This window comes from Fischerella sp. PCC 9605, from assembly GCF_000517105.1.
GTDB lineage: Bacteria > Cyanobacteriota > Cyanobacteriia > Cyanobacteriales > Nostocaceae > PCC9605.
Map to the genome: position 1 here is coordinate 2117321 of NZ_KI912148.1, position 14384 is coordinate 2131704.

The 14384-nt window shown below is 44.6% G+C and carries 12 protein-coding genes; 7 read left to right on the forward strand and 5 right to left on the reverse strand.

Annotated elements, in window-relative coordinates; all coding sequences use genetic code 11:
* The first annotated feature begins 187 nt into the window (after positions 1-187).
* The 4 genes from phaE to FIS9605_RS0111690 all read left to right on the forward strand — a co-directional run bounded on the left by phaE (position 188) and on the right by FIS9605_RS0111690 (position 4955).
* Positions 188-1228, forward strand: a complete 1041-nt coding sequence (gene phaE, locus FIS9605_RS36885) for a class III poly(R)-hydroxyalkanoic acid synthase subunit PhaE (protein ID WP_035139541.1) — start codon at positions 188-190, stop codon at positions 1226-1228.
* A complete protein-coding gene (gene phaC / locus FIS9605_RS0111680; protein WP_231510301.1) occupies positions 1164-2369 on the forward strand; it encodes a class III poly(R)-hydroxyalkanoic acid synthase subunit PhaC in 1206 nt (401 codons plus the stop codon). Before phaE ends, phaC begins: the two co-directional genes overlap by 65 nt.
* 273 nt (positions 2370-2642) lie before the next feature.
* On the forward strand, positions 2643-3725 hold the full coding sequence (locus FIS9605_RS0111685; RefSeq protein ID WP_026732743.1) for an SDR family oxidoreductase: 1083 nt from the start codon (positions 2643-2645) through the stop codon (positions 3723-3725).
* A gap of 372 nt (positions 3726-4097) precedes the next feature.
* Positions 4098-4955, forward strand: a complete 858-nt coding sequence (locus FIS9605_RS0111690; protein ID WP_026732744.1) for an alpha/beta fold hydrolase — start codon at positions 4098-4100, stop codon at positions 4953-4955.
* Between the two features lie 107 nt (positions 4956-5062).
* Here FIS9605_RS0111690 and FIS9605_RS0111695 read toward each other — a convergent pair whose 3' ends face one another.
* From FIS9605_RS0111695 to FIS9605_RS0111710, 3 genes are all read right to left on the reverse strand, one after another.
* Positions 5063-5878, reverse strand: coding sequence for a class I SAM-dependent methyltransferase (locus FIS9605_RS0111695; protein ID WP_026732745.1), 816 nt, complete (start codon positions 5876-5878; stop codon positions 5063-5065).
* A 59-nt stretch (positions 5879-5937) separates the two neighbouring features.
* Positions 5938-6288: a hypothetical protein gene (locus FIS9605_RS0111700; RefSeq protein WP_026732746.1), complete on the reverse strand. Its 351-nt coding sequence runs from the start codon at positions 6286-6288 to the stop codon at positions 5938-5940.
* Positions 6289-7119: 831 nt separating this feature from the next.
* On the reverse strand, positions 7120-8601 hold the full coding sequence (locus FIS9605_RS0111710) for a hypothetical protein (protein WP_026732748.1): 1482 nt from the start codon (positions 8599-8601) through the stop codon (positions 7120-7122).
* Between the two features lie 398 nt (positions 8602-8999).
* On the opposite strand from FIS9605_RS0111710, the gene FIS9605_RS46065 reads away from it, so the two are divergent.
* A complete protein-coding gene (locus tag FIS9605_RS46065) occupies positions 9000-9125 on the forward strand; it encodes a hypothetical protein (RefSeq protein ID WP_269321027.1) in 126 nt (41 codons plus the stop codon).
* Positions 9126-9174: 49 nt separating this feature from the next.
* Here the strand turns inward: FIS9605_RS46065 and FIS9605_RS0111715 are convergent, their stop codons facing one another.
* Entirely contained in the window at positions 9175-10230 is a 1056-nt protein-coding gene (locus FIS9605_RS0111715; protein ID WP_026732749.1) for an extracellular catalytic domain type 2 short-chain-length polyhydroxyalkanoate depolymerase, read from the reverse strand.
* Positions 10231-11785: 1555 nt separating this feature from the next.
* Entirely contained in the window at positions 11786-12052 is a 267-nt protein-coding gene (locus FIS9605_RS0111720) for a hypothetical protein (RefSeq protein ID WP_026732750.1), read from the reverse strand.
* Positions 12053-12246: 194 nt separating this feature from the next.
* Here FIS9605_RS0111720 and FIS9605_RS0111725 point away from each other — a divergent pair, with 194 nt between their 5' ends.
* Both FIS9605_RS0111725 and phaB read left to right on the forward strand, forming a co-directional pair.
* Positions 12247-13440, forward strand: a complete 1194-nt coding sequence (locus tag FIS9605_RS0111725; RefSeq protein WP_026732751.1) for a thiolase family protein — start codon at positions 12247-12249, stop codon at positions 13438-13440.
* A 109-nt stretch (positions 13441-13549) separates the two neighbouring features.
* Complete coding sequence (gene phaB, locus FIS9605_RS0111730; RefSeq protein ID WP_026732752.1) at positions 13550-14272, forward strand: acetoacetyl-CoA reductase PhaB; 723 nt, start codon at positions 13550-13552, stop codon at positions 14270-14272.
* Positions 14273-14384 lie beyond the last annotated feature (112 nt).

Below are 14384 nucleotides of genomic sequence, written 5' to 3' on the forward strand. Positions count from 1 at the left end.
TAAAAACCCTTTCCCTTTGCCACTGCCCCTTATTCCAGTGAAGCTTTAACATTTTTGTTTGAAGTTAGGAACCCTTTTTAACAAGAGCAAGAGGAGGGAATTTAGCTAGTGTATTGTTGAGGGGTTGCTTCCCCCAATCACCCTTAACGAGGGGACTCCGATCAAATTCTCAATAAAGGAACGACAAATGGAAAAAGAAACGAATTCCTGGAGTGGTATGGCGGATCAACTCATGAAAACTTGGACGGAGGTCGGCACTCAAGCGTGGAAAAGCTGGTTTGACCTGATGGGGTTAGCAGCTCGCAATCCGATCGCAGATACCAAACCAGGAATGGAGTCTATTAATCAACGGTTTGTAGAAAATCAGGAACTGCTGCTCCGCTTACTCAAACTATCATTTAATACCTGGCAAGATATCTTTCCAAAAGTTGAATCTGGGGAAGACTGGCAATATTCCCTAAAGAACTACACGGAGCAACTACGCAGTCAAGTTGACGACTTTTCTAAGGGAACCCTTAAAGTCAATCAAAATGCAGCAGAGTTATGGCAGCTCTACATCAAAGAGATGCAAAAGTTTAGCCAACTGTGGGCGAATGCCCTGGGGGCATCTATGGGGCCGCTGAGTCAGGCAGCAGTTACCCGCACTAGCCAACCTTGGATTGAGCTAAACAACCTCTACTGGAACTTACTGTATGAGGAGACCTTTGGCAGTTTGATGCAGATTCCCCTGCTGGGACCTACCCGTGAATTTAACAACAAATTACTGGGAGCATTTGATGGCTGGACAAAACTCTATCGAGCAAGTATCGACTATCAGATTTTACTGGCTGACATCCAAGCGCAATCCTTTGAAGAACTGATGCGAGAACTGATCTCGCTCGCGGAAAAAGGCGAAAAGGTCAAAGACTGGCGGCAGTTTCAGGAACTCTGGGGCCGCACTGCCGATGAAGTGTTTGAGAAGGCATTTTGTTCCGAAGAAAACCTCAAGGTTCGGGGCAGGTTCTTGAATGCTCTCAATAACTACAGACTCGATCAGCAAGAGCTTGTGGAAGTGTGGATGAAAACGATGAATATGCCTCTACGCAGCGAAGTGGACGAAGTTCACAAAAGTATCTACGAGCTGCGCAAAGAGGTTAAGAACCTAAAAAAAACCTTAGCCAAATATGAAGCTCAAGCGCAAGCAAACCCACCAACTCCAGAAAAGCCGCCAACAGATGAACAGCAGTAACCAAGAACTTGATTCAACAGTTGTAGGGAGGAAACACAAAGCCATGCTGCCGTTTCTAATGCAAATGCGTCTTGAGGACGCAAGCGATGAGTATACAGAACTAACCAAAAAGGTATTCAAAGGTATTGAAAATTTGAGCCGCCTGCGGGAGGAAGACATTGAAATTGGTTCTACCCCTAGAGAGGTGGTCTATCGCGAAGACAAGTTGATCCTCTACCGATTTCAGCCGATAGTTGAGCAGCCATTGAGCATTCCTGTCCTGATCGTCTATGCTTTGGTCAATCGTCCGTTCATGGTTGATTTACAAGAAGATCGATCGCTTGTTGCTAATTTACTCAAACTGGGTTTGGATATTTACCTGATTGATTGGGGCTATCCCACCCGCGCTGACCGTTGGCTGACCCTAGATGACTACATTAACGGCTATATCAATAACTGTGTAGATTTCATCAGGACAAAGCATGGTTTAGACAAGATTAATCTGCTAGGAATTTGTCAGGGCGGAACATTCAGCCTCTGCTACAGTGCTATCTATCCAGAAAAGGTCAAAAACCTGATCGTGATGGTTACCCCAGTAGATTTTCAAATCTCGGATGCGCTTTTGTATATGCGCGGGGGCTGTACCGTGGGAGCAGAGGCTTTAGACATTGACCTGATGGTAAATTCTTTAGGCAATATTCCCGGCGATTTTCTCAATTTTGAGTTTTTAATGCTCAAGCCTCGGCAGTTGGGAATTCAAAAATATCTAGACTTTCCAGAGATCATGCACAGCGAGGACAAGCTACTGAACTTTCTACGTATGGAAAAATGGATCTTTGACAGTCCGGATCAGGCAGGGGAAGCCTACCGACAGTTCCTCAAGGATTTCTATCAGGCAAATAAACTCATTAAGGGTGAGGTGATGATTGGAGACAAGCAGGTCAATTTAGGTAATGTTTGTATGCCTATACTGAATCTTTATGCCGAAAAAGATCACTTGGTACCGCCTAAGTCTTCTATAGCCTTGGAGAAGTATGTTGGTACAAATGATTACACAGTACTTTCTTTCCCTGTGGGACATATCGGTATGTATGTCAGCGGTAAAGTGCAGCGGGATTTGCCACCTGTAATTGCAAATTGGTTGAACGCACGTGCTGATTAAGAAGAACACAGAACACAGAACATAGAACTCAGAATCATCAGTTTGTAGTAGGCGCTTCTACGATAAGTAAACAAACGGATTTCATATTACCTCACCTGCCAGAAGGCACCCTTCCTTTTGCTAAGGGAGGGGTATTTTTTGTAGGCATTCATATAAACCCTGCGACTGATGTATGCACACTCGCTCTGACGTACTTATTAGGTAGAAGTTGAATTCTCAAATTTCAACCAGACCAAAGGTTTCTAGATATCAGTACTTCAAGGAGTAGCATCGATGCAACTGAAGCCAATAAATCAGCAGGTCGTTGCAGTCGTTGGGGCTTCCAGCGGCATCGGACGTGAGGCAGCCCTCCAGTTTGCAAGGCGAGGAGCAAAGGTGGTTGTCTCTGCTCGCAGTCAGCCAGGGCTGGCGTCCTTGGTGGATGAGATTAGACGCTTTGGCGGTGTGGCAACCGCTGTAGTTGCCGATGTGACGGTATTCGATCAGGTGAAGGCGATCGCAGACAAAGCTGTGGAAGAGTATGGGCGACTCGATACGTGGGTGCATGCCCCCGCTGTCGCCCTTTTTGCCACTGTCGATAATATAAAACCAGAAGAATTTCAGCGTGTTATCGATATCAACCTGACCGGTCAGGCATACGGTGCGATGGCGGCGCTACCTCATCTCAAGCGTGAGGGGCGGGGGGCGCTGATCCACATCTCTTCAATGTTGGGTAGGCGATCGCTTCCACTTCAAAGTCCCTACTGCGCCGCCAAGCACGGGATCGAGGGCTTTCTCGAATCCCTGCGTGTAGAGCTGCAACATGAGGGAATACCCATCAGTGTGACGAATGTGATGCCCGCATCGATCAACACACCCTTCTACAACAATGCTCTCACAAAGTTAGGTGTGAAGCCGTCAGCACCACCGCCCTATTACGATCCCAGCCTGGTGGCTAACGCCATCCTCTACGTTGCCTCTCATCCCACCCGTGACTTTATCGTTGGGGATGCAGCTAGGGCGCTAGATTTGCTACAGCGGATCTCGCCGTCACTTTTAGATTACTTGTTTGCACTCTTCGGCTTCCAGCTCCAGCGTACCAATGAGCCGAAGTCTGAAGATGCGCCAAATAATCTGTATGAGCCGATCCCATACCACGACAGAGTTAAAGGAGACTTTAACAACCTGGTAATACCGAGCTTTTTTGATTGGTTGGATATGAATCCGCTCCTCAAGTGGAGTGCGATCGCGAGCTCGGTTGGGTTAGCGTTACTGGCTTCACAAAGCTTATACTTCTGGAGTTACGTTGAAAGTGCGATCGCGAGATCGGTCGAGTTAACATTGCTGGCAGCACAAGGATTTCCAAACGGACAGTGAATTTATAAGTGATTTTTAATACTTTAAGCTGTGGAGTTAGCGCATACGATTGGCGTAAACCTCACCCCTATCCCCTCTCCTTGGTAAGATGCAGCTGGCGAATGGTGGGTCTGACCCCTCATTCGCCCTCAAATTGGTTTGTACCAGACGCGTACGCCGCAGGCGTTCCCGCAGGGTAATTTCGCGTCTCTACATCTGGTAGAATGACGAAAAATCTTGATGAGGGGTGTCACCCCCTATTCGCCATCTGTATCCTTGGTAAGGAGAGGGGTGCCGAAGGCGGGGTGAGGTTAAACGGGAATTATTAAGTAATCATGCAAACTTGATATAACACAGCGTTAATTGCACTTTTAAACGCGAGTGGAGCAAAGTGTGAAAACGACGGTTGAAGAGCGGCGAATAAACGTAGGCGGTTTAACTATCCGCTACTTTACAGCGGGTAATGATGACGATCCACCTTTAGTACTGCTGCATGGAGATGGCGAAAGCGCTCTTGATTGGTCTTGGGTGCTTCCCATATTGGCAGCTACACATCGTGTCTATGCGCCGGACTTGCCAGGTGCCGGTGATAGTTCTAAACCTGATGTGGTCTATTCGCCAGAGTTTTATACGCAGTTTGTAGCCGGTTTTCTCAATGCATTTGGGCTTAGGCGGGCGGTGCTAGTCGGCAACTCGATAGGTGGACTAGTTGCCCTGCGCTTTGCGCTGTCATATTCCGAAGCAGTGACGGCGCTAGTGCTGGTAGATAGTTCCGGTCTCGGTTACTTGGTTAGCCCGTTTCTGTCCCAGTTAACCCTGCCTTGGTATGGAGAGGCTGCCATCGCCTGGAGCAAAACGCCTCTAGGTGCAAAGCAACGGGCTTGGTCACGAGCATTGCTGCTTTTCGCTCATCCTACACGGGTTCCTGCTGCATGGCTGGCAGAGCAGGTACGGATGGCACAAATGCCCGGCTTTCTTGAGGCCACCCTGTCCGCGCTGCGTGCCGAACTGAATCTATTTGGACAATATAAGGTTTTGCTCGACTCTCTACCACAGTTGCAGATGCCGACTCTTGTCATGTGGGGTACTCGCGACCAAATTTTACCAAAAGAACAGGCTGAAGATGCCGTCAAACGTTTAAAACAAGGACAACTCGCTTTGATACCCGACTGCGGTCACTTACCCCATGTGGAGCGCCCCGGACTCTTTGCCGCCGTGTTGATCCAGTTTCTTGATAAAATTGCTTATTAAAGCGGTCTACGAATTTTGCTGTCATCAATGAGAACTCCAGCAGTGAAGGCGGTATGGCTGCCCCCCTTGGCAGGCGATCGCGATCTTTTTCCGTTCGTCCATAATTGTTAATTCACAGGATTTAACCTTGTCTCTAGAATCAGGCAAAAATTCCGCAGAAGCGATCGCCAAAATATTAACCACCAATTTATCCAGGTAACCAAACCCCAGCGTTCTGGATAGCAGTTCAACAGGGGGAAAACCTTCACCACAGATAATCCCAACGCCGCTACATCCCTTTCATCCTCGACAAACCACTTCATTGGCGCTCCAAAATGGGCGGCTTTGTTCGCGTTAAACTGTTTAAAAACTATTCCCCCCACATCCAAAGCCAATGTTGCGCCTGCAAACCGTTCCCGTAGGCGCTGCACTAACTGCTTAACTTCCGATTCCTCAAAATAGTAAAGCAACCCCTCTGCAATAAACAAAATACCTTCAGGCGGAATGGCTGGGATTTCATCCATCCAAGCCCAATCCAGCACTGAAGTTGCCAAAAATCGATGCTCGCTCGTTTGGGTATCAAGAGTAAGGCGGGTGTCAATGACTTCCGGCACGTCTAACTCAATCCACTGAGTTTTTCCCTTGCCCACGCGATAATAACGGGAAGATAAACCCGCTCCCAGTTCTACGACTAGGGAGTTGGGGTGGGTGGCAATGTGCTGCGCCGTGATATCGTCTAATAGCTTTGTCCGCACACTAATGCAGATTTGGTATCTCCAGTCATACCAATTTTCCAAGTCAGCACCCCACGGCAGAGATCGGAACCAATCCTGCGCCTGGGGATCTCGAAATAGGGCATCTGCACGAGTGTGTTCCTCGGCTCTGGCTCGCAGGGGAATTAGCAACGTGCGCGAGACTCCAGTAAATTGCTTGCTGCTTGTCATCTGTTAATTTCTCTTGGCAGCCTTCAGAAGCGATCGCTTCTGAAGGCTATTTTTAAAGCTTACCAACTACTTGTTGTTGTGCTTGGTGTCTCCTCTGCTGTCTTCTGCGTCATTTGGAAATAGTTATCCCAAAATTGCTTTTGGGTTTCCATTGCCAACTGCACTGCCAGCTGTTGGGTTTGGAGCGCAGAATTCACCAGTTCTCGTTGAAAATTGAGAGTTTTCTGGAAAGTATCAGATAAATTTACCTGAATCATTCCAGTGGGAAGGTTGTCAATCCAGGTGTAAACAAGCTTCTTCTGTGATTCGCTCAACTGCTTTTGGGACTCATCCCAAACTTCAGCGAGCTTTTTCTGCGATTCACTAAACTGTCTGCGGGAATCTGTAAAAAAAGTAGTAGTAGTATCCATTGAAGTTTTACCGCTTATTTCTCCACCCTTTTATAGGTGAAGAGGAAGTGGGGCGGGACAATATACCACTTCCTAATAAATCAAGGTTTATTTAGTAAATTATTATAATCTGTAAATTGGATATTTAATCACAGATAAATCATCAAAATATCGCCTAAATGTTTAACCTTTTGCTAAAACTTTTCTAAAAAATGTTAAGTGCCAAAAATTATTAAATCGCCAATATTTACTAGTATTCACCTTGATAAATGTCATTACTTTTACCATAGCTATTGCAGTAGTGATTGAAAACGTAAAAGTAAACTGTTGGTATTTAAACATTGCAAACCAGATTTCCGAATCAAAAGTATAACTACACACGGTTCGTAGTAAGTGCTTATTACAAGCCAAGAAGATTTAGAAGTGATGAGTGAAAAGTAGTATAAAAAATCTATTTCAGGTTATTCGCTGCTCCGATTCCAAACTGAATTATTAACCTAATAAAGCAATACTTTATTTGTTTTTAATTTTTAATTAACAATATTTTTACCAGTATTTTACTTAGCTAAAAATTTAATCATTTCAGAATTTTTCATGATAAATACTAATATTTATTTTACAGAGAATCAAAGATTATGATTGATGAACATTCACGAGGTCGGTGATAAAATCCGAAAAACAAATTTCAAACAAATTTATCCTCAGGAGCGATCGCTCTTGAAGGCTTTTTTAGACCTAATATTAATTCTCCTTATTTTTGCAATATATCAGAATTCCCCTTTTAAAAGGGGGATTGTAAATAGTATGCATTTAGAGAAATGGTATTACTAACTAAACTTTTGGGTTTGCTATCTACTGTAGTGTCTTCCGCATCAGTTGGAAATAATTATCCCAAAACTGCTTTTGGGTTTCCGTTCCCAATTTGCTTGCCAACTGTTGAGCTTTGAAGGTAGTATTCACTAGCTCTCGTTGAAAATCTAGGGTTTTCTGGAAAGTTTCAGAAAAATTGACCTGAATCATTCCAGTGGGAAGGTTGTCAATCCAGGTGTAAACAAGCTTTTTCTGCGACTCGCTCAACTGCTTTTGGGACTCATCCCAGATGTCAGCAAGTTTTTTCTGCGGCTTTTGCAGCCGGTGCTGGGATTCTTGGTAGACTTCAGCCTTGAGTGGTTTATAGATGAACTCGTACCAGCATTTGCCTGCCCGCGAATCGAAGTCATTCTGTGGGCAGCGCATGAATAGATGCAGGCACTTGGCAGATTTACCAGGCGATAACTGCCAGGAGAAACGCCTGTCATTCACATCATGAGGATACGTAACCGAGTCCACATGAACATCTGTTGCAAATCCGTATCCAGCATAAGGTTCCTCTTTGGAACCCACGGCGAACCAATCCGGTACACTAGGATTCTGATAGATTTGTGGCTGCTGGCTCATGTCCATGTAGGCATAGTAGCGAACCGCAAATTCGAGGTTGATCGCCTCTGTGCTAGCATGGGTTCCGCCCTCTTCTCCCTTGGGCTTCCCTTTGACGAACAGTTCCTCGATCAAGTAGTCTGCATCAGCGTACAGGCTAATTACACGATACAGTTGGCACTCTAGATGACGTTCCTTGCCTGTATTGGGTTCTAAATCACTATAGTCGAATGGTTCTGAGGCAATAGTAATGCTGGCTCGCACTGGGCCACTGGAGTGGGATACAAGCCGGTAGGAGCGATCGTACAAACTAACCTGATAGGAAGGCGATTCTGAATAAGGAATTTCCATCAGCTGAAGTTGATCTAACTGCATACAGCGCTTTTCCGGGTCTTGATTTATCCACTCACCCATTGCTGCTTTGAACTGATCAAGGATCTCCTGATGGTCAAGCTGTACGCTGGTAGCTGAACCTGCAAACCAATTTCGCCCGTCATTCTCTGGTGCAGGAACCAGATTAAACCAGACTATCAGTCGGCTATTTACTAATCTGACTCCACGTTCTTGCCCATCCGACCCATAGACTACTTCCAGGGATGGCTTGCCCAATTCGTCGTGAGGAATGGGCTTGCCACGGTCGATCTTCACCAAAGCCGAGGTAGTCGAGTAATCTTGCGAGCCAGGTGGAATCGCTTCGGCAAGAGAAAAGATTAGGGTATCGCGAGATGGATCTTCTGGATCGATCCGGTCAATCTGCGCCAATAGTGGCGTTCCAGAGGAATCGCTCGCATCCTTTAATACAAGTTCTTCTGGTGGGATCTGGAACTGCTGATAGATCGGTTGCCAAGGCATAGTGACATGACCGCCTCGCCAGTAATTTGAAGGGTTGAAAACAGCTAGTAGGTTAGAGGATGGCATTAGATACCTCCAGAAATCCTCAAAGGTTTGCTATGACTGGGCTTGGGAAAATTTGTGATATTATTCAGTCTCAGCTAGGACAACAACACCCTTATCCTTAGCATCTCTATCCATCAAGGAAGAAGTAGAAACTAGAAACCCTTCCCTCACAATGGGGGAAAGGGTTGGGAAATGATAGTGGTAGTAGCGCCCCACTTTAAGTTCGTAGCCTGTGTCACATGGTAGTAATTCATAAACTCTCACGAATGAATGTCTGGAAACCAGAAGCCGCTGTCAATGCTGTGATTTGATGATGGTTGGAATGCTTGGGAGTTTACAGTCCAATTGCTAACTGGATGTTAACTACTGCTAGTGTAGTAGTGTAGTGATCCCCTAGAGCCTTTTTATCTGTCTTAGGGATGACTATCTTAGGGATGATCGCACTAAGCGATCGCGCTCTCAAGAATTGTGGAATTGCTAAATCAGAAGCAGACGAGTTTTCTGTGCGATCGTTTAACCTATACTACTCAACGATCCCCAAATAATTTACTATCCGATAGATAGCGAGAGGATTGGCTGAATGATTTCTGGAACCTACCCAGCGCTTAGCTTATCGACCATCTTCATGATGGCAGAAGCCTGGATACCATTTTTGAAAGCGTATTCGCTGTTGGTGTAGCCCCACCAATCCCAGCAGCCTTTTGGATTTTTGAGTCTTATCCGGTGAGCTTGGGGATAGAGCACGACTATATTATTGCTATCAGCCCACTGATTATAACCAGTGTGAGTGTAATATTCGTCGCCAATATCCTCATACGATTGTTCGCAGCCGTGCAGGGCAATGTGCAGTCTGCAAACCTCACCGTCAGCACAAGTTTGAGGGATGTAGACATAACCCTTTTTGGCCATGCCGTGGGCGTTCGGATTATTTATGAACTCGTTTTGGTTGAATTCGACTAACTGACCGGTGAGAGTCTTTGTCGGTGGGTTTAACTTGCCAAGCAAGTGTCTCAGGATCTCTCCAGCCTGGTCGTAGTCGCAATCGTTGATAAACGGTGATTGGCTAAGAATGCACTGTCCCCCCCAATCGGGAGTAATGAAGCCATGCCCAGCCGGAATGTTCTTGATGTATTCAATCTTTTTGTTCGGAACGCCGAGGGCTTTATAGAATTTCTGAGTCGCATCCATCACCGGGGTAAAGACAATGGGATCCAGAGCACCACTGAAGAGGTAGACGCTGTCGTCCTTCAGGTTAGATATGGGATCGGTTTTGCCTTCATTGGAGAATTGCCGTGCCATAGCCGCCAGTTCCGTTCCGTTCGGTGGCTTGAGCGGGCCAGCAATTGGGATCGGTTTCATACAGGTGGTTAACGCCGTTGTTAAGTTGTCCTGAGCGCAGTAGAAAGGACCACCAGCAACCACACCAGCACCTTGGATACGGTTTGAGAAAGCTGTATGCATCTGCACCGCCATAAATCCGCCTGATGACAGACCAGAAACGGTGATGTTGTTTCTACTAATGTTGAGTGAGGGCAGTTCTTGTGCTTTGGCAGGTTGTACAAGCGCTAGTGCCCAGCTTAGTGTAGCCGTAAGGATAACTAAGAGGACAATGCGAGATATAGCTTTAAGATATTGATTACCATTAAGCATTTGGAATTTGGGGATAATCCCTCAAGAGCGATCGCTAATGAAGGTTAGCTCGTTAGCAGATATCTTGGTTACAAAAATGTTAATCTTTTTAACTGTTGAAAAAAACGCTCAAAGACTTACTCAACCCCTAACTACCAGCAGCTGCTGACTTCTTCCGCATCCTTTCAAATATAGTCTTTCCAGAATTTATTTTGAGCGTCTAACATCATCTGGCTGTTTTGTTATTCGGCTTCCAGGAAGGATTTCACAACTTCTTGTTGGAAATCCAGGGATTTATTATGAACTTGTGAGAGATTGGTCTCCCCTTGCACATTCGGCAAACTTTCCAGCTAGGTGTCGAAAAAATTTTTCTGCCAATCGCTAAACTGCTTTTGGTACTCGTTCTCCTCTATCTTACAGAATTTTTCAGCCAGTAACACAATATTACGCAAATATGAAGAATTGCAAGCAAGGGTGCCACTAATACTATTCCCTGTCGAATTATCGAACCAAGTGTAAGCCTGTTAGTAGTATTTGCTAGTTGTTTTGCAAAAACTGATGGTGTTCTAGTATCAAACGGAATTTATGGTAGGAAAAAGTGAATGCTAGAGTCTTTTAAAGCTTGACTTCCCAACGTAATTTATGTATGCAATGTTTATCATAGATAATGATAATGTATTTCACAACTTTTTGAAAATCTTTTGTTTACCTAGTTTTAGTCTTAGTGCTTAACATGAAAACGTATCGGCGATCGCAGTTGCAAATAGTAGTGATTTGTGGTTATATTTAGCACTTAGCCCAGCAAAAGCAGCAAGCAAATTAGGATTGTGATTTAGATAATTTAGAGCTTGAAAAACCAAATTTAATAATGTACATTAGGGTGAATTTATACAGCCTGTGACTCCTATTATTTTATTCCTTTAGATAGAAGATAAAACTAATTGATTTAGATACGGATCGCAGTACGTAATTCCTAAATAATTATTCTCTACCTTTAGATAGAAGATAAAACTAATTTATTAGCTCAAGATTTTTCTGAAGGTAGATAAAAAACAGTCGTTTTGGATTGAGTAAATAGCTGTTTAGTAAGTAGGTAGGGTTATTTCATTCTTCCTCAATTCGCCAGAAACTTAAGTTCCTCGCTCATAGCTTCAGTCGGTTAAAACTGACTAAAAATCTTAGTTTCAGTCCGTTTTAACGGATTTTGGCTATTAGCCCCAAAATTTATTTTCGGGCGATTGTGCATAAAATGAAGTAGCCCTAGTTTAGTAAGTATTTCTTTGACAAATAGAGCGCAGGTCAAACAATTTTGGATTTTGGATTTTGGATTTTGGATTGATTCCACGGATAAATCCACTTTCTTGTACCCTGCTCGGAATGATTGGTCAAGTTTTATTTTGTAATTAAAAAAGCCCCCAATAAAATTGTTAAGGGGCTTGTCAACACTCAGAGTTTTGTGAATCAGAAAGTTATTTCCTTATCTTGTAATTCCTTGACAGTCATGCTCTAAAAAACATGAGAATCCACATGGATGTCGTGAAACAAAAGCAAATCTACTACAACTCAGTACTTTTGTTTACCACCAGCTACGTAACACCTTAAAATAGCCCTCCAAAAATTGCTTCTGAATGTCTACAGATATACGGGTTAACTGAACCTGCAATTCTAGAGAATTGCTCGCCAAATTCTCCTGAAAATCCAAAGCTTTATTTAAATTATCACGATAATTTGACACGCCGAAGCTTTGCATGCCCGGAAATGTAGACATCCAAGTCTCGAAAGTTGCTCTTTGCAAATCACTTACTTGCCTAAAATACTGTTCAAAGGTATTGAAAGCGTTCATTTTTCTACTCCTTTTGCTTATACCTTCATACATAATTATTATGCTAAAAAATCATGTGCTTAATTATTGAATTAAATAATCTCATTAAATAATAATTCTGCTAATTTCTAATGTATATAAAACTTATTTTTAATGTATAAAGAAAAAGGGGGAAATACAAACAAATTCCATCAGATTTGCACAGGAGCAAGATAATGCAACAAGCCTATATTGTCTCAGCAGCACGCACGCCATTCGGTCGCTTCGGAGGAGTCCTTGCAGATTTTTCTCCAGTAGATTTAGGTGCAATATCTATGCGTGCCGCGCTAGAACGAGCCGGAATATCTGGGGAATTTATAGACCTGTACATCTTTGGCAACGTACTCCGTTCTGGTCATGGACAGCTATTGCCCCGTCAAGCAGCTTTCAAGGCTGGTATTCCAGAAACAGCGAACGGATATGCTGTGGATATGGTGTGTTCGTCAGGAATGATGAGCGTGATGAGCGCCACTACTGCTATTGCTTCTGGTGAAGCCGACATCGTACTTGCTGGTGGCATGGAATCAATGTCCCAGAGTGGGTTGTTGCTATCGCACCGAGTCAGATGGGGGTGCAAATTACTGCTGAATTCGCCAGAGCAAATCATCGATGTCTTGCTCTGTGATGGTATTTCCGATCCCACGACATCTGAAAAGATGGGAGAGCAAGCTGAAAGACTGGCAGAAGCTTACAAAGTTACACGCAATGAATTGGATGAAGTAGCTTTCTATTCTCAGCAACGAGCGGCAAGTGCTACTCAGCAAGGCTTCTTGCAGAAGGAGATTGCACCAATTGAAGTCAAGAGCAAGAAAGGTGTGCAACTAGTGGAAAAAGATGAAGGAATTCGTTTAGATACCACTTTGGAGAAGCTTGCCGAACTCAAGCCTGCTTTCAAAGCGGATGGGGTGTTGACTGCTGGTAATAGCAGTCAGATATCGGACGGAGCAGCAGCTCTGGTCTTGGCAAGTCAAAGGGCAGTGGAAGAACACGGACTGAAGCCTGTTGCCCGCATCCTCGGGGGAACGTGGGCTGGTGGGGAAACGTGGCGATTCCCGGAAGTTCCCATCCATGCAGTGAAAAAGCTTCTAGATAAGTTGAAAATGAAAATTACTGATTTTGACTTATTCGAGAACAACGAGGCTTTCGCACTGAGCAATGTTTTGTTTAACCGAATTCTGAGTGTTCCTCACGAAAAGCTTAATGTCTATGGAGGTGCGATCGCTCTGGGGCATCCCATCGGGGCTTCTGGAGCGCGAATTATCGTGACACTGCTCAATGCTTTGCAAGAAAAAAATGGTCAATTAGGATTGGCAGCAGTTTGTCATGGGACTGGTGGCGGTACTGCGATCGCGATCGAGCGATTGAAGTAAAGAGCAGCTAGAACAAAGACAGACAAAGGAGAAAATCCTTTTTTCCCTTATCTTTCTTTCTTCCTAATACTGCTCTTGGTTTTGTAATACACAACATCTACTTTAACATATGAAATATTTGGGACTGGAAGACAAAGTCGTCTTAGTTACTGGCGGCAATCGAGGTATTGGAGCGGCGATTGTCAGTCTATTAGAGGAGTTGGGAACTCAGGTAGCTTACACCTATCGCAGCGATCCCAATATTCAGAGTGGTGCTTTGGCAATTCCAGCCGATGTGACCGACTCCGCAGCGATGGCAGCAGTAGCAGCAACAGTGGAAGAGAAACTAGGGCCTATTTACGGGGTTGTCGCCAACGCTGGAATTACCCGAGATAACTTTTTTCCCAAATTGACGATAGATGACTGGGATGCGGTAATAGAAACTAACTTAAAGGGTATGTACAACACGCTGATCCCCGTTATTCCCAAGATGTACGAGCGACGAGAAGGTTCGGTTGTCTGTGTCAGTTCGATTTCGGGTGAGCGAGGAAACATCGGTCAGACAAACTACGCAGCATCTAAGGCAGGTGCTATTGGTCTGACCAAATCTTTAGCTTTAGAGGGGGCACGGTACGGAGTGCGAGCCAATGCTGTGGCACCGGGATTTATCGAGACTGAGATGACTAGGGCGATCCCAGATAAAGTCAAAGAAAAGATTACCGCAGAGATTCCTTTCCGTCGCTTCGGTAAACCTGAAGAAGTTGCTTGGGCAGTCGCATTTTTGCTTTCACCAATAGCCAGTAGCTACGTTACTGGCACTGTTCTCCAAGTTAACGGTGCTCATAATACTTAGGTGAAAAAGTTTGCCTGAATACGTTGGTTGAAGAGCAGCAAATCAATCTGGGTGGTTTAATCACCTCTACTTCCCAACGTTAAGCTGTCGCACGCATAACTTGCATATTCTC